We start from the raw sequence: 21,580 nt of genomic DNA on the forward strand, positions 1-21,580 counted from the left end.
AGCGCCGAATTCACGGATCAGGGAGTCGGTCCCTGAATCAACCCCGATGTAGGTCGTGATGTTGGTAGGGGCGTCGGTTGCGATTGTGTCGTCGCTCGCTCCAGCTGGTCGAGCAAGGCTGAGAAACTGGTGTCCGCTTCCACGACCTCCGGAACGGGATTGTCGGGCCGCTCGGCTTGAGGCAGCATGGCAACGGGTCGGTCCATCAGGGCAACGCTCATGACATCGCCGAAGATTTCTGCCGGTATCGTGCCGCCCGTAATCCGCGCCATGGGCTGATTGGCGTCATTGCCGATCCAGACGGCCAGTGTGAGGTCCGGCGCGTAGCCGACAAACCAAGCATCGCGATTATCATTGGTCGTGCCCGTTTTGCCCGCGATCATGCGCCCGTCCACTTGGGCCCGTCGTCCGGTTCCAGCTTCGACCGTATGAATCAGCATCCGGTTCATCTGCCTGATCTCCAACGCGCCGAGTCGCCGCTCCGGTTCGGGGAGCGGGCGATCGTAAAGCGGGGTGCCGTCACCGGTCGAAATCGACACCACGCCGACACCCGGCACAGCATGGCCGCCCGTCGAGAACGGCAGATAGGCTTCGGCCATATCCATGACGGTCGCGCCCTGCGCGCCCAGGGCTAGTGAGGCATAAGGCTTCAATCCGTCCAGACCCAGTTGCGCCGCCGTGTCGGCCACGGCGTCCGCGCCAGCCTCCTGCAGAACGCGCACCGAGACGGTGTTGATCGACCGTGCCATCGCGTCTTCCAGCAGGATCGGTCCGGCGAATTCTTTCTTGAAGTTGCGCGGCTGCCATCCGTTCACATCGATCGGGGCGTCCAAACTGGCCGTCCACGGGTTCATGCCCGCCCGCAGACCGGCCAAATAGACGATCGGTTTGAACGCGCTGCCTGGCTGACGTTTGGCCTGTACGGCGCGGTTGAACTGGCTGGCCGAATAATCCGCGCCGCCGACCATGGCGAGGACATCGCCTTGTCCGTCCAGCATGACCAACGCGCCTTGCGAAGCGTTGCGCGCGGGATCAAGCCGCGTTGCCAGCGAGGCTTCGGCGACCCGTTGCAGATCGCGATCGAGCGTCACCTGAATAACCAGATCGCGGTTCGGCACGCCGACTTGAGCCTCGATCTCGGGCCAGATCCAGTCGATGAAATAATCCGGGTCACCGCTTCGGCGAGGACCGAACACAGCGACCGGCGTGTTCAGCGCTTCTTCCAGTACGCCGTCGGCCATCAGGCCCTGATCATCCATGGCGTAGAGTACGGTCCGCATCCGTGTCGCCGCCCGGTCGGGCGAATAGGACGGGTTCAGGGCAGAGGGTGCCTTCAGCAATCCGGCCAGCAGAGCGGCTTCGGACAGGCTGATCCGGTCCGGCGCGCGCCCGAAATAATGGTCGGTCGCGGCTTCGATCCCCCACGCGCCGCTGCCGAAATAGACCCGGGACAGATAGAGGCGCAGCAGCTCGGGCTTGGTAAAGCGCCGTTCCAGCCAGACTGCGATGATCATTTCCTGCGCCTTGCGTTCCAACGTCTGTTCCGGCGTCAGGAAGACATTCTTGGTCAGCTGCTGCGTCAGCGTCGAGCCGCCTTCCACAATCTGTCCGGCGCGCAGATTGGCGAGTGTGGCACGGGCCAGACCGTAAGGATCGATCCCGGCATGGCTGTGAAAGCGGCGGTCTTCGGTCGCCAGTACAGCTTGTCGTAGATGGACGGGCAGGGCCGTAACCGGAAGCGGCTCCAGCGCATGAGCCCCGCGCACGGCCAGATCACGGCCTTGCCGATCGACGATCTGGATCGATGGCGGACGGGTCTGTTCCCACAGGCGGGACGGGTCCGGCAAATCGGCGCTGACATGGGCAAACGCCCCCAGCACCAGCATACCGCAAAGATAGGCGCTACCCGCGCCGATCAGGCAGAGAGTCCGGCCAAAACGGAGGAGGCGAGGCGGCAATGTCGGCAGTGCAGCGCGCATGACGAACCTTGAGGCGAGAGAGCCGCAAATGTGCGCCGATTACGGTTAAGGTCCGCTTAAATAATGGAATGGCGCGCCTAGCTCGGCAGTTTCGCTGCAGGCCCGGCCAGCGTGCTGCCGCTGGATCGCTTGGCCCCTTCGCCGCGCGTCACATCCTGATCGGTTGCTGGGCAGAAAGACAGCACGGTGGACCGACGGGCGCGGTCTTCCTGACCCGGCTGAATGAATTCGAGCGTCCCGTCCGGTCGTTTGGCGACGATGAGATCCAGATTGTCGCCGCGGTCTCGATATAGATCTTCCAGTGTATATTCATCCGATAGCTTGGTGACGCGGAAGCGCCAGCCATTCCACCAGTCGCGCGTCAGGGCGTCGAAGGAGCGTCCGCGCGATGTCAGGATCCGTCCGCGTGACGTATAGGCAATCCCGTCATCATCGGTTTCATGATCGTCATTGCTAACCTGGAACACACGATGGCGACCCAGCTCGGGCGCGAATTCGACACTGACGAGAGCATTGTAGGCCTCATTGGGCGTCGCCGCGATCAGGTGGTTGAACTGGGAGTGGTCGAGCGAATAATCCGCCCGCTCCGACAGGACTTCGCCAAAGAAGGTGTTATGGCCGTCCAGTCGGGCCGCGCGCAGTCTCTGGCGGTTCGTATCGGCAACCAGCACGCCCAGCCCCATGTCGCGCATGGCCTTGGCAAGACCGAGCGACCAAGGATTGGCCCCGACGATCAGGACGCCATCACCCCCGCCTGCGCTCTGCCCGAGCGCTTTGGCCAGCGGGCCGATGAAGAAGCCGGCAAAGATGACCGTTACGCCGACAAGGGCGAAGGCCAGCGGGACGAAAAGCGCACCCTGATCGAGGCCGAGCGCCTGCAATTCGGCGGCGAACAGGCCTGCGACGGCGACGGCGACGATCCCGCGCGGGGCGATCAGGCTGATCAGCAGGCTCTCGCGCCAGTCAATGCCGGACCAGAGTGTCGACAGCATGACGGCAATAGGGCGCACGACAATCATCATGGTCGCGACAAAGGCCCAGACTCGCCATTCCAGCAGGAAGGCTTTCAACACAGCCGGGGTCAGCGTGGCCGTCAGGATGACAAAAACGCCAGAGACAAGAATGATAGTGATGGTTTCCTTGAACCGTCGCATCTCGACCTGTGCGGCGAATTTTAGATTGGCCATGGTCATGCCCATGGCCGTCACGGTCAGCAGGCCGGTTTCGTCTGCCAGCTTGTTGGACAGCACATAGACCGCCAGCACCCAGGCCAAGACGACAGGCGCTTTCAGATATTCAGGAATGTGACCGCGCCGGAAAGACCAGGTCAGCGCATAGGCCGAGAGGACCCCGATCACGATGCCGAACATGGCCGCAAAGGCCAGCCGCCCAAATATGGCGGCCGCGGACACGCCGGTCAGCTGGAAGACGATAATCTCGTAACCAATCACGGCGAAGAGTGCGCCGACAGGGTCGTTGACGATCCCTTCCCATTTCAGGACATTGGCGGGTCTGTGTTTTAGATTGGCTTGTCGCAGCAATGGCATGATCACGGTCGGACCCGTCACCACAAACAGGCCGCCAACCATGACGGCAATCAGCAGCGGCAGATCGACGATATAATAAGCGGCCGCTGCTCCTAGCGCCCAGGCGATCGGTCCGCCTAGCAACACCATGCGCAGCACCGCCTGGCGAGCATCGCCGAGATCGCGGAATCGCAGGTTGAGCCCGCCTTCGAACAAAATGATCGCCACCGACATCCCGACCAAGGGACGGTAGAGGTCACCAAAATCATTGACAGGGTCGAGTCGGAAAGGTGTCAGAATTCGCCGCAAAAGATCCGGCATGTCGAAGACCAGTACAGCACCGAGCAGGGGGCCGAAAATCAATCCTGCGACGGCCATCAGAACGATGGCCGGGCGTTGCATCCGCCAGGCCAGCCATTGCGCGCCAATGCCCAGCACGCCGATCAAGGCGATCTTGATGGGCAGGCTGAAAGCGGCGTAATGCGCGGCGTCGGCAGTGATGGAAGCAGCCATTCAGGATCCGGTTTAGCGCGGTCCGGTGAAGGAGTCCGCTGCGACGATCGTGTTCTACCCCCAACCGTCAGATAGGGGAAGCGTTGAGCCTAGGTTGAAGGGGATAAGCTGAACAGGGCCTAACTGTTCATGCGCTGAATATCGAAGCCGATTTCCTGCACGCCATAACGGCCATTATCGTAATCATCGATCCGGTCCTGAAAGAAATCGGTCAGATGGTCATAGATCGTTTCGAGCAAGGGCGTCAGCGCGCCATCGGTCATCGGTTGCGGAATGCGGACCTCGGTTCCTTTTTCCAGCCTGACGAACATGCTGTCGCCTTCCTTGCGGCAGGTCAGCTTCAGACGCATGAAATCTTTGTCGCTGGACACGCGAACGGCCAAGCCGAAGCTGATCGGCTTGAGCGGAAGATAGCCGGTCCCGGCCACCGAAAAAGCCGCCGACTGGTAGTTCTTTGCGGAAAATCGCCCTTCCGGCGGAACCAGGAACACGCAATCCGTCTCTTCGGAAAGCCATTCGCAAAATTCGTCGCGAACCGTTTCCGCCAGACTGCGAATGCGCGCATAGTTTTCAAAACTGCGCGTGCCATAGGATTCGGCGACATTAAAGAGCGTCTGCAGACGTGAAGTCTTAGGCGGGTTATCCGGGGCGGACGCCGCTTGAGGCGTCGCGTCGCTGACAGAGTTGGAATCTGCCGATGTCTTCTTTTTCGCCATAGCCGCTCCGGTGCGTAATCCCGCCGCGTCTGTCAAGCCATGCGAGGGTGTCCCGACGCGCACTGATCAGCGTGTGTAAATGGAGGCAGACGGGCTGGATGGCATGAAACTTGAATGTCTTGGACCAAAGCGTTGAGCGCGTTTCGACGCCGCAGGGAAAAGGGGACAGATATGGCCCAATTGACACGACATCTTCTGATGGTGGCCGCCGCAGGTATGATGCTGACGGGTTGCAGCCTTATTGGGTCGGTGGCCGACACGGCCTGGAGCGGAACCAAGACTGTTGCCAAGTGGGTGTCCTCGCCCGTGCGCTATGTTCTGCGCAGTTCGCCGAAGACGGACACGCAGTTTGCGGGCGCGGCCCTCGAAACGGAAAAGCCGATCGTGCCGATCGAGGACGAGACCGTGATGGTGGCCGAAGCGGAGATGACCCGCTCCTCGACGGTAAAGGCGCAACCCTTTGTCACAACCGTGTCGACGGTAGAAACGGCTCCGGTCACGGCTTTCTCGCCCATGACCCGCACCAGCGGGGCCCAAGCAGCCAGCATGAAGGCGGCCAGCACGCAGACAGTCAATACGCAGGTGGCGTCCTATCAGACGGTCAGCCACCATACACAGACGACATCCATGACCCAGGCCGAATGGTCTGGTCCGATCCGCTACTCCGTCGAGACGTCCTCGCGCGGTGACCTGGTTCATTTTGTGCGCTTGAAGGGCACTTCGTCCATGTCCGACTGGATGGATTGCGATCGTCGTGCGGAGGGCTACTGGCTGACTGACGATGCGAGCGGCACGATCAATCCTGCCTTCGAAGTCTGCATGCGGGGTCTGGACTATGTGCTGGAAACGGAGCGGGGCAGCTACGACACGACGTCAACATTGGCCGATGCGTCCATCACGGCCCCGGCTCTCGTCAAATCCGGTCCAGTTCTGGCTGGCGGCAGCGATCGTCCGGCCCTCAGATCGTCTTACGTTCCGACGCAAGGACAGACCTCAGACCTTCCGCATAAGTTCTAAACTGCGGCGTCCACCCCAGTCGCGCTTGCGCCCGACCGATGTCGATCCGCTTCGCTTCTGCATAGAAGCTGCGCGCCATCTCCGACAGTGATGGATCGTCAAGCCCGATGACGGACGGTTCATCGGCTTCGATAAGGCTCGCTGCGTAACGCAGTACCTCTCCCGGCGGGGCCGGATGCCCATCGGCCAGATTATAAATGTCCTGCGGGCTGGGCCGCACGATCGATGCCATTAGCGCTGACACAATATCCAAGACGTGGATCCGGTTCACGACATGCCCCGGCACGTCGACAATCCGGGCGGTTCCGGCCCTGATCCGGCTGAACGGCGCCCGCCCGGGCCCGTAAATACCGGCCAATCTGAAAATCTGGGTCTGCGGATAATGTTCCAGCCAGGCCAGTTCCGCATAGGCGCGGCGATGCCCGCGCGCGAGGCTGGGAGAGGGCGCTTCGCCTTCATAGGCCCACTGTCCCTGACGGTCGCCATAGACGCTGGTGGCCGACAGATAGCCGATCCAGCGCGCCTTGGTCGGCATCCGGTCGAGGGCCGCGATCGTCGGTTCCGGTCCGCCTCGTCCGGGCGGAACCGATACAAGGATCAGGTCCGCATCCTGAAACGCCTGTTGCATGGCGCGCGATCCATGAACCAGCCCGTCGCCGTCCCGGACGGTATGGCGGACAGTGACGCCGGCTTGCGTCAGGACCGGGCCAAGCGCTTGCGCGACATAGCCGTGACCGATCAGGAGTGCAGTCGCTCCCTGCACGATCACAGGCGGCTGAGCCATCAAGGGTAACTGCAATGTAACGCGCGGATGCATTGTCGCGACGGGACCTCTCACATAATAGCGCGCCGTGATGACACGCAGTTCTTACTACATATTTGTCATGGCGCTGACAGGCTTTCTATCCGCAGTTGCGGGCGCAGCCACCGCCAGTGACAGGACAGTCGCGCTCGACAAGCGCCACAAGGCCTGTCTGGAACAGATTGCCATCGATCAGGAATATGCGCTCGAGGACGCTATGATCTGGCGCGATCAGGGCGGCGGTCGTCGTGCGCGCCATTGCGAAGCCATGGCGCTGTTCGCGCTCGGTCATGAAGACGAGGCGGCGCACCGGCTTGATCTGCTGGCAGGCGGGGCGGATGGCGGGTCCGATGACATGCGCCGCAATTTCCGCTCGGAAGCCGCCAATTTCTGGCTCGCTGCAGGCAATGCCCGCAAGGCCTATGAATCGGCGACGGCGGGGTTGAAGCTGGACCCGGATCACGTCGATCTGCGTGTTGCCCGCGCCCGTGCCTATACGATTACAGGCCAGTATAAATTTGCCGAAACCGATCTATCGACCGTGCTGAAGGACGCCCCCTATCATGCCGAGGCCTTGCGTTACCGCGCCGATGCGCGTTTTCGCCAGCAGCGCTATGAGGCGGCCTTGAACGATATCGAGGCCTCTTTGAATGCGGATCCGACTTCGGTCGATACGGCGCTCCTGCGCGGACATATTCGCGAAGCAATCCGAATCGAAGAAGCCGCAGCTGCCGACGGCGACGAATAGGCTGCATTTACAAGTGTGTCTGTCAGGGCGGGGCTGGACGGAATAGAAGCGTCTCCTCACTTTCAAAAGCACACGTCATGATCGCCTATACCACTGTCGGAACAAACAATATGGAGAAGGCCTAGGCCTTCTATTCCCAACTGTTGGAAGCGTTGGACGCCAAGCCGGGCTGGACATCAGACACATTCGCCAGTTTCAGCACAGGTGCGGGACAGCCGACATTCGCGATTTGCACGCCCTTTGACGACAATCCCGCGACGGTCGGGAATGGTACCATGATCGCGCTACTGGCTGGAACGAAGGACAAGGTTGATGCCATGCACGCCAAGGCGTTGGCACTGGGCGGCACGGACGAAGTCGCCCCCGGCCTGCGCGCCGATGTCTTCTATCTCGCCTACTTCCGCGATCTGGATGGCAACAAGATCGCCCTGTACGCGCCGAATAGTTGATGTGGATCGCCGAACGGCGCAGCCGTTCGGCAATTCTTGAGGCCTGTTGCGTGTCAGGCGGCTTAATCTGCGTCAGGCAGATCCAGCGTTTCCAGGAAGAATTCTAGGATCTGCCGGTCACGGTGAACCCGGGACGTATCGGCGCGGAAACCGTGTTTTTCGCCGGGATAGGTCATCAGGTCCAGATTGTGCCGCCCGCGCTTCTGCATCGCATCCATCAGCTTGACCGTATGGCGGAAGACGACATTGTCGTCGGCCATGCCGTGAATGACCAGAACCGGCTCCGTCAGGCCGTCCAGCCAAGTGAAGACGGATCCGCCATCATAAGCCCCGTCCGTATGATTGGGGTGATCGGGGCGCGGATCGCCGAGATAGCGCTCCGTATAGGCGGTGTCGTAAAGCGCCCAGTCTGTTACAGGCGCGCCGGAGACGCCGGATGCATAAAGGTCCGTCTGGGCGAGCATCATCAGCACCATATAGCCGCCATATGACCAGCCATAGACACCCATCCGGTCGGGATCGATGAAATCCTGCTGCTTCAGCCACTCGGCGCCGAGTGTCTGATCGACGACTTCGGCACGGCCCAGTGCGCGGTGCAGTACGTCCTCGAACGCTTTGCCCCGGTTCGTGCTGCCCCGTCCATCGACGGCGAAGACGACAAAGCCGTGATGAGCGAGCATGCGCGACAGATGCTTACGCTGCCAGCGGTTCATGACGCGCTGCACACCGGGTCCGCCGTAAACGATCGTGACAGAGGCCCGGCGTTCGCCCGATTTCAGATCGGTCGGCTTGTAGAGCTGGTAATGCAGCTCGGAGCCGTCTTCAGCCGTCAGTGTGCCATATTCAGGAATGATGTGCGCATCCAGATAGGGCGCATAGGGATGACTATCGTCCAGCGCATTCTCCGACAGCCAGGCCAGCGGCGAACCGTCAGCGTTGAAAGCGCGGACCTGATGGGGTGTATTGTCATTGCTGTAGCTGCCCAGATAGCGCGAACAATCCGCATCAAAGGCGGCGCCGTGCTGACCGGGCGTTTCGCTGATCTGCGTGGCGATTAGACGTGTGTCTGTCTGCCCCTCACTGGCGTCTCCGCCCGCTCCGTCCTCATGGGCCAGGACGTTCATCGTTTCGACCTTGAACAGATGAGTCGAGAGCGGATCGTCCCGCCAGCCGGACACATAGAGGGTTCCGTCAGTGGCAGAGCAGCGAATCGTATCGACCAGAATGTCCGACGGGGTCAGCTGCTGTGCGCCGTCTTCGGTGATTTCGTAATAGCGACGCATGCCGTCGCGCTCACTGATCATGCGAAAGCCGCCTTCGAGCGGGGTAAAGTCCGACCGGATATTCAGCCAAGTCGGGCTGGTTTCTTCGTAAAAGACTTCGGCGCGGTAATCCGATAGATTGACGCGGTAGACGGTGTGGGTCTGGTTATCGCGGCTGAGAATGCCGGCATAGAGCGCTGAATTGTCCGGTGCCCAGGCAACCCGCGTCAGATAGATGTCGTCGTCATCGCCGAGATCGATCCAGCGGGTCGATCCCCCGCTAGTGCGCACGACGCCCAGGCGCACGGTCGCATTATCCGTTCCTGCGAAGGGGTAGCGCTGATCGAGCGTCGTAATTCCGTCAGGGCCGATATTGGCCCGCGTCTCGATCGCGATCGGGCTTTCATCGATCTGCGTGTAGGCGATGCGGTTTGCGTCCGGCGAAATCCAGTAGCCGGTATCGCGGTCCAGCTCTTCCTGAACGACGAAAGACGCCGTTGCATTGCGAATCGTCTCCGTGGCCGAATTGGTCAGCTGGCGCTCAAGACCGGTTTCCAGGTCTTTCACGTAAAGCTCGTCATCGCGCACATAGGCGATCAGGCTGCCATCACTCGATACTTTCGGATCGGTTTCGAAGCCTGCTGTGGCGGTCACCTGGCGGGCGTCTTCGGTGGCCAGATCATAGAGGTAGATGTCGCCACCGAGCGGGAACATCAGAAGATCACCGCCAACCCAGCTATAGTCGACAATACCGGAGGCATATTGCCGTTGACGTTCACGACGGTTCTTTTCTTCTTCTGACAGCACTTCCGGTTCGCCGAGGAGATCGGTCGAACTGACCAGCAGGCGCCCCTCTCCGGTTTCGATGTCGTAAGCCCAGAGGTCCTGCTGCTGCGCATCATCTTCACGCCCCTTCAGAACCGTGACGAATTCGCCACTGGGCGCGATCTTGGCATCCGAAAGGGACAGGCCGTCAATGGACGGACTCGCATGCAACCGTTCAGGCGTCAGTTTACCGGGGCCGGGATCCGTCACCAGATAGGATCGACGCTGCCCCCGCGGGGTTAGAGCGTCGCTGGCGGCTTTCTGAAGGGCGGGAACGGTTTCGTTGCTTTCAATGTCGACATCGCCGCTGGGAGGTCTGTCCGGCGCATCATTGCAGGCAACCAGAAGACCGCTCAGGCTGGCGGCCAGGAAGAGGTGGGACAGATAGCGCGCGCCCATGGGCGGCCTCCTTATGTCGCGAAGATGACGATTATGACCGGGCTTACGCGGCGCTGGCACGCGGCGCAACTCCTGCCGGAGCGCCAAGGCGTTGTTTCAGGCTTATCCGCAACTCCGGCGCTTCATCGCTTGCCAGTCCGCGCGGCGCACCCGATATACGGCCCATGCCGGACCTTCGTCCCGTTTTCTTCGTCATTGGCCTGATGGCGGCTGCCATGGGCATGCTGATGTTCGTGCCCATGGTCGTGGACCTGCTTTACAATGACCGGTCCTGGCAGGCTTTTGCCATTTCCGGCGTCATCGTGACGCTGGTCGGCGGCACACTGGCCACGGCTACCTATACGCCGCGTCCGGATCTGCGCGCACGCGGTGCATTCGTCCTGACCGTCTTTTCATGGATCGTCCTGGCAGTGCTGGCGGCTCTGCCTTTCCTGCTCGATCCGGTGCGACTGTCCTTTACGGATGCGCTGTTCGAAGCAACCTCGGGTATTACGACGACCGGGGCGACGATCCTGACCGGTCTGGACGATATGCCAAAAGGAATATTGCTCTGGCGGGCGATGCTGCAATGGATGGGCGGGATCGGCATCATCGTGACCGCCATGGCGATCCTGCCCATGCTGGGTGTGGGCGGGATGCAGCTCTTCCGCCTGGAATCCTCCGATGTCGGTGAAAAAATTCTCCCGCGCGCGCAAAGCATCGCGATCACGATCGCTTTCATCTATCTGGTGCTAACCCTGGCTTGCACCATGGCCTATATGGGTACGGGCATGACCGGCTTCGACGCGGTGGCTCATGCCATGACGACGATTGCGACAGGCGGCTATTCGACATCGGACGCCTCCATGGGCGGGTTCATGGATGACGGAGCCGATATGGTCGGCAGCCTGTTCATGCTCCTCGGCGCCCTGCCGTTCGGCGTCTACATGCTGATGGTCCGGCGCGGACAGTTCGGCGCGCCGTTCCGCGATCCGCAGGTTAGGGCTTTCCTGTTCACTATCGCCGCACTGAGCCTGCTCGTGCTGGTCGCCCTGATTACATCGGGCGCGCAGGATAGCGAGCTCGGCTTGTTCCGGTCGCTGCGTCTGTCCGTTTTCAACACGATTTCGATCATCACCGGGACGGGCTATGCAACGGCTGACTACATGCAGTGGGGGCCGCTGGCGGTTGGTGCATTCTTTTTCTTCATGTTCATTGGCGGCTGCGCGGGATCAACTGCCTGTTCGATCAAGATCTTCCGCTATCAGGTCGCTCTGGAAGCTTTGCGCGCCTATCTGTTCCGAATGCCGCGACCCCATGCGATCGCGCCGATGCGGTATGGCGGACGGCCCTTGCCAGACGCCATTGTCTATTCGGTCTTGGGCTATTTCTTTCTGTTCTTCGTGACTGTCGCCGTGATTGCGAGCCTGCTCGGCGCGCTGGGGCTCGACCCGGTCACGGCTTGGTCCGGAGCGGGCAGTGCAGTTGCCAATGTCGGACCCGGTCTGGGCGACATTATCGGGCCGAGCGGAACCTATCAGAGCCTTCCGAACATGGCGAAATGGCTGCTGATGACCGGCATGATCGTCGGGCGACTGGAAATCGTCACAGCGCTGGTCGTACTGACGCCAAGTTTCTGGCGGGCCTAGACTCAGATCGGCTGAGCGTCTTCCGTGTCGAAAACATATTCGACGTTGCAGAACTCGCAGCTGGCTCTGATCTTTCCGTCCGCATCCGCCATCTCGGCTTTGGCCTTGGCATCGAAACTTCGCAGCGTATTGGCCAGCCGCTCGCGCGAACAGCGGCAATCCGCATGGATTGGCTGGGTGTCGAGCAGGCGCACGCCGTCTTCATTAAACAGCCGATAGAGCAGCCGCTCCACGGGAAGTTCTGGATCGATCAGCTCGGCATCCTCGACCGTGCTCATCAGCGCTTTTGCGGTTGCGTAGACATCGTCCGTTTCGCCGCGGGCTTTATCCTCCGCGACCCGCTGGATCATCATGCCGCCACCGGTCCAGACGGGTCCGTCCGGCCCGACATCCTGTCCCACGGCCAAACGCATTTGGGTCGGAATCTGATCGCTTTGCGTGAAGAAATGCTCGGCGCAGTCCGACAGGCGCTTACCTTCAACCGATGCCAGACCCTGATAGAGATCCGTGTCCGGACCCTGATCGATCGTCATCGAAAAGGTCCCGCCGCCCAGCAGCGCGTCGGCACCGGGGTCGCGATTGTCCAGCAGGATCGATTTCAAGCTCTCTGCATCATAGCGGGCATAGCCGCGAATATGGCCATCAGTCGTACAGTCCGCCATTAGCAGGCTGACCGCACCCTCATTCGTACCGTGACATTGCACGACGAGCCGTCCGTCGAATTTGAGCGAACGCGCAACAAGCGCGCCAACGATCATCGCTTCGCCGAGCAGGCGCGCGACCGCATCGGGATAGCGGTCCGCCAATGCGGTCTGCAATGCGTTGGGCAGCCTCACGGCCCGCCCTCTGACTGGGGCGAGCGCGTCATCGGGCCCACCGACCGTAAAAACGGTGAGTTCATTATTCTGATTGTCTTGCATAGCGCGGATGTAGGGGCGGGAAGAGGGAATTCAACCCCGTCGCGTAAGCCAGGCAGGGGACGGGCGCTTCGCTCAAGGACTATCCTCTGCACGGCCCGCGACCCGCATGCGCGCGCTCCATGTCCTACAGTCCGCAGGATCGGGATTTTCATTATGTCGCGGCAGGAATTGGACTTTGACACTGGACGACCTCGCCCGGGTTTAGGAAAGCAGGAGTGTGCCGACTCGTAATGATCATGCCGACTCTTCCCTGAACCGCACGGCCCGCAAACTTGCCCTGACGGGATGGGCCTTGTTGCTCGTGACCTATACGCTCATCTTCTGGTTCTTCAGTTCGAGCGAATTTCTGGATGCGTTTCAGCGGGCGGCCATCAATACGGTGCCTGCGGCGCTCCTGTCCTGGCCTGTCGCGCGTCTGGTCGAGCGTCACCTGATCGATGCAATGATGACGCGCCAGATCGTGGGTCACCTCGTTCTTGCGCTCGGCTTTGCGCTATTCTGGTATATCGGCATTCAGACGGGCTATGGCTTGCAGGACGGCTTGCCAGCGGACGGGATTGTGGGGCGAGCCCTGAACGGCGTCGCCCTGACGTGGCAGCTTTTTCAAGGTGTTACCATCTATGCCGTGATTGCGCTGTTCGCCTATGCCGTGACCTTTCGGACGCGTCTCGACGCGCTGGAGCTGAAACTGGAGCGGATCGAGCAGGCCGAGGCATCCGGGTCCGCAGAGCCTGTTGCGGACAAACGTCAGATATTCGTCAAGGACGGGAAAGCACTGAAACCCGTTCTGATCAGCGACATCATGATGCTGTCTGGGGCGGGCGACTATACTGAAGTCCTGACGGCAGACGGGACCTTCCTGTCGGGTACGTCCTTGTCGCAGTTCGAAACCGAGCTGCCATCGGTCGGCTTTCTGCGGGTTCACCGCTCCCACATCGTGGCGACCGACGCGATCCTGTCAGTCGAAAGCGGTGGGAATGGGCGTCTGACGTTGCACATGCCGCGCGGCCACTCGGTCACGACCAGTCGTGCCGGCGCGGCGCGGCTCAAGGGTCGCGCGCTCTAGCGGTTGTCGATTCACCGGATGGTCTGTCGCTTCACGGATTTTCGCGCGAACACGGGCTCGGACAGGGTAACTGGCCTCATGACATTTTATCGAACACTGCTTCTTGCGACCGCTCTCATCACCACTGCATCCTGTCAGACCCTGACACCATCGGAACCGGCCATGACCGTTGCCGATCGTCTCACCTGGGCGGATGCGCCTGTTCTGGTCATGACCGGTCTGGAGCCCGGGCAGGCCTATACGCTGAAAACGGAGCGACGCTCCGGCTGGAACGATCAGGCGACCGAACGCTCATCACTGCGCTATGTCGCGGACGCCAAAGGACGGATCGACACCTCCGTCTCCGTGCCGGACGGGTTGACGGACGCCAGCGCCTACACGCCGATACAGCGCATGGACTATCTGTCGGATCAGACATTGAATGATCTAGACCCTTACCAGTTGCGCTTCCGCCTCGTTGATGCTGATGGAGGGCCCGTCCTGCAGCGTGTCGTAGAGATCGGGCCAGACCGGGACGCCCTTGTCGAAACGGCCTTGGGCGACGACTTCCCCGGCGCTTATGTGTTAACGTCGGTTAATCACGAAGGGCCGCGTCCGACCATCGTCATTCTCGGCGGCTCGGAAGGCGGCGATAGCGGATCGCGTTATACGGCGCCCACTCTGGCGGCCGAAGGGTTTACGGTTCTCGGCTTGCCTTACTATTCCCCGGCGTGGGGTGGGCAGGAACAGCAGTTTCCGGGTCTGCCACGGGCCTTCGCGAATATCGCGGTGGACTATCTGGAAGAGGCGGTCACGCAGCTACGCCAGCGACCCGATGTCGATCCCGACAGGATTACGCTCCACGGCGGATCAAAAGGCGCGGAATTCGTGCTGCTGGCGGGCAGTCTGATCGCCGATGACAGTCCGGGCGGCGGCTTTTGTGGAATCGTCGCCGATGTACCCAGCGACGTCGTCTGGGAAGGTTGGGGTGCAGGCGAGACGGTTTCGAGCTTCTCCTGGCGCGGTGAACCGCTGCCCTTCGTTCCCTATCAGGATATGAGCCGGGCCCTGGATCGATCCGATCCCTACACCATGACCGAAGCCCATGAAAATGGCCGGACCGCCAATCCCGATCGGGTCGAGCCAGCGCGTATCCGGGTCGAAACAATTGACGAGCCGGTTCTGCTGATCGGCGGAGATGTGGACACAACATGGGCGTCGGGCGCGATGTCACGGCGCATCAAGGCTTTCCGGGATGCGGCGGGGCTCCAAACCGACATGTATGTGTATAAGGATGCCGGGCATGGCGTGGGAGGAACGCCGCTGGTGCGAACGAGTGTAGCCAATCTTGCGGCGCGGCTGGAAAACTTCCCGGCGCTGATAAGGTTTCACAAGCAGCAATCCGAACGACCCGATTGCCGCGAATAGAAACACGCGATTCCATCAAATTACTCCCGTTTTCCGATAAACGTTTATTGAAAAACAATATGTGACATGATAGGCAGTCTTCAATGACCGGTGTGCCAGCCGCGAAAGGAAGAGAGTCATGAATCAGATCGGAACCCCCGAATCGCAAACCCATACCCTCGGGACGACCCGCCCGCCCCGGCGGAAAAAACTTTGGATTCTTCGGACTTTAACCTTCATTCTGCCGATCGTCGTGATTGTCGGGGCGATTGGCGGAACGGTCGCGATGAGCGCCTTGTCGCCTGAACCCGAAGAGACGGAAGACCCGATTAAGGCCCTTCCAGTGCTGACGGCTTCGGCGAAATCGGATTCGGTCACGCTGAGCATCACCACACAGGGCGAAGTGCAGGCCCGGACGAAAATCCGTCTTGTGACGCAGGTCGGGGGGCGCATTACCTATATGTCGCCCAATTTCATCGAAGGCGGGCGTTTCAGCCGCGGCGAACTGCTCGCCCGGATCGATCCGGCGGAATATAGGCTTCGCGTTACGCAGAACCGCGCCAGTGTTTCGCAGGCCGAAACCGTTCTGGCGCGCGAGCAGTCCGAAGCCGAACTGGCCCGGATGGACTGGGAAGACCTCGGACGGGGCGGCACGCCGACACCGCTGACCCTGCGCGAACCGCAAATGGCCGAAGCCGCAGCCAGCCTCGAGGCCGCAAAGGCACGACTGGCTGAGGCAGAGCTGCAGCTCGCCCGGACGGAAATCCGTGCACCCTTCGATGGACGAGTCACGGAACGATTGGTCGATGCGGGCGAATTTGTCGGCATGAACAGCCAGCTTGGGCAGGTCTATGCGACGGACATTATGGATGTCCGTCTGCCACTGACCCATAATGAATTGCGTCAGACGGGCCTCTATCTGGGTTACGAGTCAGGCGGCGATACGGAAATTCCGGTGATCCTGACGAGTGATGTCGCCGGGCAGCCCGTGGAATGGTCTGGTGTCATTGCGCGGACGGACAGCGAATTCGACACGCAGTCACGGGTTCTGCATGCCTATGCGGAAGTTCGCGGCGCGTTTGAGGGCGCTTCGGCCAAGGCGCCGCTGGCCCCCGGATTGTTTGTTCAGGCCAAGCTTGCTGGGCGGACCCTCAACAATGTTGTCGTCATTCCGCGCAACGCATTGCGTGGTCAGGACAAGGTCTATGTCGCCAAGACCGATGGGACATTGTCCATCCACACGGTCGAAGTCCTGTCATCGGACCGGAACCGCGTCGTGCTGGGCAGTGGCATTACGCCGGGTATGGCCGTCGTGACATCGCCCATTCGCGGTGCGGCTGAGGGTATGCCGATCGAAGTCGTCGAGACGCTGGCCTCCGACATGGTCTCGACCTCGTCCGAAAAAGAGGGAGCGTAGATCATGGAAGGCATCATTCGCTGGTGGGCGTCCAATAAGGTCGCTGCCAACCTCCTCATGATCATCTGCATCATTGGCGGACTGGTCAGCTTTCTGTCGATCGAGCGCGAGCTCGAGCCCTATGTCGAATTCCCGGGCGCTTGGGCGCAGGTGACCTGGCCTGGTGCATCCCCGCAGGATGTGGAGGAACAGATCGTTGTTCGGCTGGAAGAAGCCATGAGCCAGGTCGATGGGGTCAACCGCATGTGGGCGTTCGCCGGTGAAGGCGGCGGGTCCGTCACGGTCGAAGGCAAGCAGGGCGCAGATGAGGCCGAACTGCTGGCCGATGTCAAACGGGCCGTGGACTCGATCTCCAATTTCCCGCCGGCGGCTGAACAACCCAATGTCAATGTCTGGCGCAATCAGAACGAAATGATCCGACTGGCCGTGTCCGGCGATGACAGCGTGTCCGAGCGCGACCTCAAGCGCTTTGCCGAGAAGACACGCCGCGAGGTGGCGCTGCTGGGCGCTGTGCCGAGCGTTGAGCTGTTCGGTGTGCGCGGCGAGGAAGTCTCGATCGAAGTGTCAGAGACGGCCTTGCGCCGATACGGTCTGACATTCAGCGACGTCGCAAGCGCGGTGCGCGGAACATCGGTCAATAGTTCTTCGGGACAGGTCCGGACCGGTGTCGGCGCAGTGCAACTCCGCACGCGCAATCAGGCCGATAGCCAGGCCGAATTCGAAAACATCATCGTGCGGCAGGAACCGGGTGGGGCCACGATCCGGGTGCGCGATGTCGCAACCGTCATTGACGGCTTTGTCGAAGTGAACCTGCTCGCCACGGTCAATGGCCGACGGACGATCCTGGTGCAGATCCAGAACGGCCCGGATATGGACATTCTGAAAATGAGCGAGAATGTGAACCGCTATCTGGAGACTGTCGCGGACGAGCTGCCTCCTGGTATCTCGATTACCAAATGGAGCGACGCCGCCGACGATTATGCAGGTCGGATCAATTCTATCTCTTCCAATTTCTTCCTCGGCTTGCTGCTGGTCTTTGCCACGCTGATGCTGTTCCTGCGGCCCAAGATCGCGCTCTGGGTTTCAGCTGGGATCGCGACGGCCTTCCTTGGAGGCTTGGCGCTGCTTCCGCTGTTCGACGTGTCGCTGAACATGATTTCGACCTTCGCCTTCCTGCTGGTTATTGGCGTCATCGTGGACGATGCGATCATTGTCGGCGAGGCGATCCATCACAAGACGGAAACTGGTGAAACCGATCTGGATGCGGCGGTGAACGGAACGATGATGGTGGTCAAACCCGTCATCTTTGCCGTGCTGACGACGATGATCTTCTTTGCCCCCTGGATGTGGCTGACGGGCGATGCACGTCACTTCACCCGGGCTATTTCCATCGTGGTGATTCTGGCGCTGCTGTTCTCCCTGATCGAGAGCTTGCTGATCCTGCCCGCCCACCTGTCGCACCTTAAACCTGTCGATCCGCAAAACCGGTTCACGCGTTTTCAGAAGAAGATTTCCGACAGTCTGACCTGGGTTGCGGAGCGGGTCTACCGTCCAGTCATGACGGGCGCGCTGCGCCGGCGTTATCTGACGGCGTCGATCTTCCTGGGGGCCATGATCCTGTGCATCGGTCTGGTCGCCAACGGTCTGGTCAAATCCAGCTTTTTCCCGAATGGCGAGTCCGATCAGATCGACGTGACCGTCCAGCTGCCCGAAGGTACGCCTTATGCCCGCACGCTCGAAGTGCTGGCGCAATTGCAAGCCGCAGAAAAGGCGCTGGAAAAGGAAATCGCCGAGACGGACGGAGAACTGATCGAGAACTGGTATACGCGGGCCCGCGACAATAATATTCTGGCCCTCGTCAAGCTGGTGCCACCGGAAGACCGTGCGCTGGAAATCTCCGCTGCTGCGGATCGCTTGCGCGAATTGCTGGGCGATGTGCCGGATGCGGAAAACATCTCGGTCAACTATGGCAGCAATAATAATGGTCCTTCCATCCAGTATGTTCTCAATGCGAAATCGTTCGACGATCTGAATGCAGCCGCAGACGATTTGATGGGGCAGCTGCGATCCTATGAAGGCGTATTCAATGTCGTCAACGACATGGAAAGCGCGACCGAGGAAGTTCAGTTCGACTTGCTGCCAGGCGCGGAAGCGCTGGGGGTCACGGCGGCCGATGTGTCGCGTCAGGTCCGTCAGGGTTTCTTCGGTGATGAAGTGCAACGCCTGCCACGTGACGGCGAGGATGTGAGGGTCTATGTCCGCTATCCGCGTGCTGACCGGGAATCGCTCGATTTCCTGAACGGCATCCGCATTCGGACGGCTGACGGGCGCGAATTGCCGCTGGAATCGGTTGCTCGCCTGCGCTTCGAACCCGGCACGAACCGCATTCTGCGGCGTGAACGCCAGCGCGCGATCATCATCTCCGCCGAAGTCGAAGACACGCGCGCACAGGAAATCCGTACCGCACTCAATGAAGACTTTTTCGAAGGATTTGATGCGCGCCATCCCGATGTGACGCGCGGCAATATCGGTCGAAGCCAAGGTGAGGCGGAAATGATGGCGGAACTGCGAATCCTGTTCCTGATCGCCATCGGCATTGCCTACTTCCTGGTCGCGGTCTCGTTCCGGTCCTATTCGGAACCGATCCTGATCCTGTTGGCGGCGATACCATTCTGCTATTGCGGCATGATTATCGGCCATGTGGTGATGGGCTTCGAGATGTCGCTTCTCTCACTCCTTGGCATGTTCGCCGCAGCTGGCGTGGCTGTGAACGACAATCTCGTCCTGCTCGATTATGTCCATAAGCTCAGGGACAAGGGCATGGACGGCGCACAGGCGCTGGTCGAGGCTGGCACGCGGCGGTTCCGGCCGATCCTGCTGACTTCGCTGACGACCTTTGTCGGCCTGCTTCCGCTGCTGACCGAGAAGTCCCTGCAGGCGCAATGGTTGATCCCGATCGGAATCAGTCTGGCGTTCGGTGTCTTCTTCGCCCTGTTCGTAACGCTGTTCTTCGTCCCGGCCCTGTACGGGATCGGCGCTGATATTCGCCGCTATTTCGTCTATCTCATCAAGGGACAGGAACAGCCACGTTTCAGCGAGAGGTTGGAACCGCCCGCACCGGACGGAACGCTCGCTCCGGCGGAATAAAGAAAACCCCGTCGCAGATTGCGGCGGGGTTTTTTCATGTTCGATAACAACCCGGATACCTGGTAGTGAGAGAGAGACTTGAACTCTCGACCTCAGGATTATGAGTCCTGCGCTCTAACCAGCTGAGCTACCTCACCATTCCAAGGCATCCAAGCAGGCGCGCGATATAGTGGGACGGACGTTCGCGGGCAAGCCTTGTTTGTGAGTTGGAACACGCCCGATGCAGTTATCCGAATGTCAGGCCAGAAACATCTCGATCGGGTCCTGAAGACGCGCTTTCAGCTCCTGGATCATGGACGCGGCATCATAGCCGTCAATGACGCGATGATCGCAGGATACGCTGAAATTCATCACCATCCGTTCGACCACCGCGCCGTCACGCAGCTCCAGCTTGGGACGGATCTTGTTGGGGCCGAAAATCGCGACTTCGGGTTTGTTGACGACCGGCGTCGTGACAATGCCGCCGAGCGGGCCCAGCGACGTCAATGTCGTGGTTGCCCCCTGAAAGTCGGACGGCTTGAGCTGGTTGTCCCGCGCGCCATTGGCGAGCCGGGCGATTTCGCGCGCCATGTCCCAGATGCTCAGCGTCTGGGCCTGCTGAATAACGGGCACGACCAGCCCGATATCGGTCTGGGTCGCGATGCCGAGATTGATGTCGGAGAATTGCGAAATATGACCCAGATCGTCATGATAGCGTGCATTGAATTGCGGCCAGTCTTTCAGCGTCATCGCAAGAGCGCGAATAATGAAGGGCAAAACCGTCAGTTTGGGACGCTCGCCCGCTGAAATGGCGTCCGCGAATTTCGCATTAGCGCGTTTTCGTAGTGCTTCCAGGTCGGTCACATCGATTTCGTCGACATAGGTGAAGTGGGCGATCGTTCGTTTGGACTCCGCCATGCTCTGCGCGATTTTGCGGCGCAGCCCGATGACCTTGATGCGGGTTTCGCCGGGTGCGGGTTCCAGTGCCGTCTCAAGGAGATCGAGATCGGCATGCGTCACCTGACCCTGCGAGCCTGTGGCTCTGGCCTGGGACAGATCGAGCCCAGCGTCGCGGGCGCGTTTGCGAACGGCAGGAGCAGCGAGGGGACGGTTAACAATAGGTCTGTCCTCGGCTTTTATTGCCGGGGCCTTGGTCGGCTTGTCGGTAACATCGCGAGAGGTCCCGGCAACAGGTGCCGGGGATGGTTTTTCTGGTTCGGGCTCCGTGTTTCCGATCCCTTCGACGGCAAAACTTACCAGCGTCGCACCGACAGAGATCGTATCGCCTTCATCGCCTGCGACCATGGTCACTGTGCCGCTGACAGGGCTGGTCAGCTCGATCGTGGCCTTGTCCGTCATCGCGTCGGCGAGCGGATCATCTTCCTCGACACTGTCGCCGACCGCGACGTGCCAAGCCGTGATCTCGGCTTCGACGACGCCTTCGCCAATATCGGGCAGTTTGAAGTCATAGGTGCCCTGACCCCCGGACGCGGCCTTGACTGCAGGTTCGGGGGACGGGCTGTCCGCGCTCGCTGCTGGGTGGGCTTCCGCTTCCTCGCCATCCGTGTCGAAGACAACCAGATCAGCCCCAACGGCGACCATTTCGCCTTCTTCGCAGGCCACCGTGCGCACAACGCCGTCGACAGGGCTGGTCAGCTCGATCGTGGCCTTATCCGTCATCGCATCGGCCAGCGGCTGATCTTCCTCGACCGTTTCACCCGGCGCGACATGCCAAGCGGTAATTTCGGCTTCGACGACGCCTTCGCCGATGTCCGGCAGTTTGAACCTGTAAGTTCCCATC

General features: G+C 60.7%; 15 protein-coding genes and 1 tRNA gene. 8 read left to right on the forward strand and 8 right to left on the reverse strand.

The window, feature by feature from the left end; translation table 11 throughout:
- Positions 1-17: 17 nt before the first annotated feature.
- From AB6B39_RS05950 to AB6B39_RS05960, 3 genes are all read right to left on the reverse strand, one after another.
- Positions 18-1,979 carry a transglycosylase domain-containing protein gene (locus AB6B39_RS05950; protein ID WP_284369710.1) on the reverse strand — a complete coding sequence of 654 codons (1,962 nt, stop codon included), beginning with the start codon at positions 1,977-1,979 and terminating at the stop codon, positions 18-20.
- Positions 1,980-2,056: 77 nt separating this feature from the next.
- Entirely contained in the window at positions 2,057-4,018 is a 1,962-nt protein-coding gene (locus tag AB6B39_RS05955) for a cation:proton antiporter (protein WP_284369707.1), read from the reverse strand.
- Positions 4,019-4,137: 119 nt separating this feature from the next.
- A complete protein-coding gene (locus tag AB6B39_RS05960) occupies positions 4,138-4,734 on the reverse strand; it encodes a hypothetical protein (RefSeq protein WP_284369705.1) in 597 nt (198 codons plus the stop codon).
- A 171-nt stretch (positions 4,735-4,905) separates the two neighbouring features.
- Here AB6B39_RS05960 and AB6B39_RS05965 point away from each other — a divergent pair, with 171 nt between their 5' ends.
- Positions 4,906-5,751, forward strand: a complete 846-nt coding sequence (locus tag AB6B39_RS05965; protein WP_284369703.1) for a hypothetical protein — start codon at positions 4,906-4,908, stop codon at positions 5,749-5,751.
- On the opposite strand, the gene AB6B39_RS05970 is transcribed toward AB6B39_RS05965, so the two are convergent.
- Complete coding sequence (locus AB6B39_RS05970; RefSeq protein ID WP_284369701.1) at positions 5,693-6,535, reverse strand: hypothetical protein; 843 nt, start codon at positions 6,533-6,535, stop codon at positions 5,693-5,695. The two genes, AB6B39_RS05965 and AB6B39_RS05970, sit on opposite strands and share 59 nt — an antisense overlap.
- Before the next feature lie 70 nt (positions 6,536-6,605).
- On the opposite strand from AB6B39_RS05970, the gene AB6B39_RS05975 reads away from it, so the two are divergent.
- Complete coding sequence (locus AB6B39_RS05975; RefSeq protein WP_284369700.1) at positions 6,606-7,301, forward strand: tetratricopeptide repeat protein; 696 nt, start codon at positions 6,606-6,608, stop codon at positions 7,299-7,301.
- Positions 7,302-7,444: 143 nt separating this feature from the next.
- A complete protein-coding gene (locus AB6B39_RS05980) occupies positions 7,445-7,750 on the forward strand; it encodes a VOC family protein (RefSeq protein WP_284369699.1) in 306 nt (101 codons plus the stop codon).
- 62 nt (positions 7,751-7,812) lie between these two features.
- Here the strand turns inward: AB6B39_RS05980 and AB6B39_RS05985 are convergent, their stop codons facing one another.
- On the reverse strand, positions 7,813-10,236 hold the full coding sequence (locus tag AB6B39_RS05985; RefSeq protein WP_284369698.1) for a S9 family peptidase: 2,424 nt from the start codon (positions 10,234-10,236) through the stop codon (positions 7,813-7,815).
- A 164-nt stretch (positions 10,237-10,400) separates the two neighbouring features.
- Here AB6B39_RS05985 and AB6B39_RS05990 point away from each other — a divergent pair, with 164 nt between their 5' ends.
- Positions 10,401-11,864 carry a TrkH family potassium uptake protein gene (locus tag AB6B39_RS05990; protein ID WP_284369697.1) on the forward strand — a complete coding sequence of 488 codons (1,464 nt, stop codon included), beginning with the start codon at positions 10,401-10,403 and terminating at the stop codon, positions 11,862-11,864.
- A 2-nt stretch (positions 11,865-11,866) separates the two neighbouring features.
- On the opposite strand, the gene AB6B39_RS05995 is transcribed toward AB6B39_RS05990, so the two are convergent.
- Positions 11,867-12,784, reverse strand: coding sequence for an Hsp33 family molecular chaperone HslO (locus AB6B39_RS05995; RefSeq protein ID WP_284369696.1), 918 nt, complete (start codon positions 12,782-12,784; stop codon positions 11,867-11,869).
- 217 nt (positions 12,785-13,001) lie between these two features.
- Between AB6B39_RS05995 and AB6B39_RS06000 the strand changes: the two genes are divergently transcribed.
- The 4 genes from AB6B39_RS06000 (at position 13,002) to AB6B39_RS06015 (ending at position 19,800) form a co-directional block, all read left to right on the forward strand.
- Positions 13,002-13,850, forward strand: a complete 849-nt coding sequence (locus tag AB6B39_RS06000) for a LytR/AlgR family response regulator transcription factor (RefSeq protein ID WP_284369695.1) — start codon at positions 13,002-13,004, stop codon at positions 13,848-13,850.
- A 78-nt stretch (positions 13,851-13,928) separates the two neighbouring features.
- Positions 13,929-15,257, forward strand: a complete 1,329-nt coding sequence (locus tag AB6B39_RS06005) for an acyl-CoA thioester hydrolase/BAAT C-terminal domain-containing protein (protein WP_284369694.1) — start codon at positions 13,929-13,931, stop codon at positions 15,255-15,257.
- Between the two features lie 118 nt (positions 15,258-15,375).
- Entirely contained in the window at positions 15,376-16,653 is a 1,278-nt protein-coding gene (locus AB6B39_RS06010; protein ID WP_284369693.1) for an efflux RND transporter periplasmic adaptor subunit, read from the forward strand.
- Between the two features lie 3 nt (positions 16,654-16,656).
- On the forward strand, positions 16,657-19,800 hold the full coding sequence (locus AB6B39_RS06015; protein ID WP_284369691.1) for an efflux RND transporter permease subunit: 3,144 nt from the start codon (positions 16,657-16,659) through the stop codon (positions 19,798-19,800).
- Between the two features lie 60 nt (positions 19,801-19,860).
- Here AB6B39_RS06015 and AB6B39_RS06020 read toward each other — a convergent pair.
- Both AB6B39_RS06020 and AB6B39_RS06025 read right to left on the reverse strand, forming a co-directional pair.
- Positions 19,861-19,937, reverse strand: a tRNA-Met gene (locus AB6B39_RS06020).
- 100 nt (positions 19,938-20,037) lie between these two features.
- Positions 20,038-21,579, reverse strand: a complete 1,542-nt coding sequence (locus AB6B39_RS06025) for a 2-oxo acid dehydrogenase subunit E2 (RefSeq protein WP_284369689.1) — start codon at positions 21,577-21,579, stop codon at positions 20,038-20,040.
- Position 21,580 lies beyond the last annotated feature (1 nt).

This window comes from Algimonas porphyrae (assembly GCF_041429795.1).
GTDB classification, from domain to species: Bacteria; Pseudomonadota; Alphaproteobacteria; order Caulobacterales; family Maricaulaceae; genus Litorimonas; species Litorimonas porphyrae.

What these genes read in the sequence shown, in the direction of transcription:
- AB6B39_RS05950 (WP_284369710.1), bottom strand. Translation starts at nt 1,979, where the DNA reads ATGCGCGCTGCACTGCCGACATTGCCGCCTCGCCTCCTCCGTTTTGGC.
- AB6B39_RS05955 (WP_284369707.1), bottom strand. Translation starts at nt 4,018, where the DNA reads ATGGCTGCTTCCATCACTGCCGACGCCGCGCATTACGCCGCTTTCAGC.
- AB6B39_RS05960 (WP_284369705.1), bottom strand. Translation starts at nt 4,734, where the DNA reads ATGGCGAAAAAGAAGACATCGGCAGATTCCAACTCTGTCAGCGACGCG.
- AB6B39_RS05965 (WP_284369703.1), top strand. Translation starts at nt 4,906, where the DNA reads ATGGCCCAATTGACACGACATCTTCTGATGGTGGCCGCCGCAGGTATG.
- AB6B39_RS05970 (WP_284369701.1), bottom strand. Translation starts at nt 6,535, where the DNA reads ATGGCTCAGCCGCCTGTGATCGTGCAGGGAGCGACTGCACTCCTGATC.
- AB6B39_RS05975 (WP_284369700.1), top strand. Translation starts at nt 6,606, where the DNA reads ATGACACGCAGTTCTTACTACATATTTGTCATGGCGCTGACAGGCTTT.
- AB6B39_RS05985 (WP_284369698.1), bottom strand. Translation starts at nt 10,236, where the DNA reads ATGGGCGCGCGCTATCTGTCCCACCTCTTCCTGGCCGCCAGCCTGAGC.
- AB6B39_RS05990 (WP_284369697.1), top strand. Translation starts at nt 10,401, where the DNA reads ATGCCGGACCTTCGTCCCGTTTTCTTCGTCATTGGCCTGATGGCGGCT.
- AB6B39_RS05995 (WP_284369696.1), bottom strand. Translation starts at nt 12,784, where the DNA reads ATGCAAGACAATCAGAATAATGAACTCACCGTTTTTACGGTCGGTGGG.
- AB6B39_RS06005 (WP_284369694.1), top strand. Translation starts at nt 13,929, where the DNA reads ATGACATTTTATCGAACACTGCTTCTTGCGACCGCTCTCATCACCACT.
- AB6B39_RS06010 (WP_284369693.1), top strand. Translation starts at nt 15,376, where the DNA reads ATGAATCAGATCGGAACCCCCGAATCGCAAACCCATACCCTCGGGACG.
- AB6B39_RS06015 (WP_284369691.1), top strand. Translation starts at nt 16,657, where the DNA reads ATGGAAGGCATCATTCGCTGGTGGGCGTCCAATAAGGTCGCTGCCAAC.
- AB6B39_RS06025 (WP_284369689.1), bottom strand. Translation starts at nt 21,579, where the DNA reads ATGGGAACTTACAGGTTCAAACTGCCGGACATCGGCGAAGGCGTCGTC.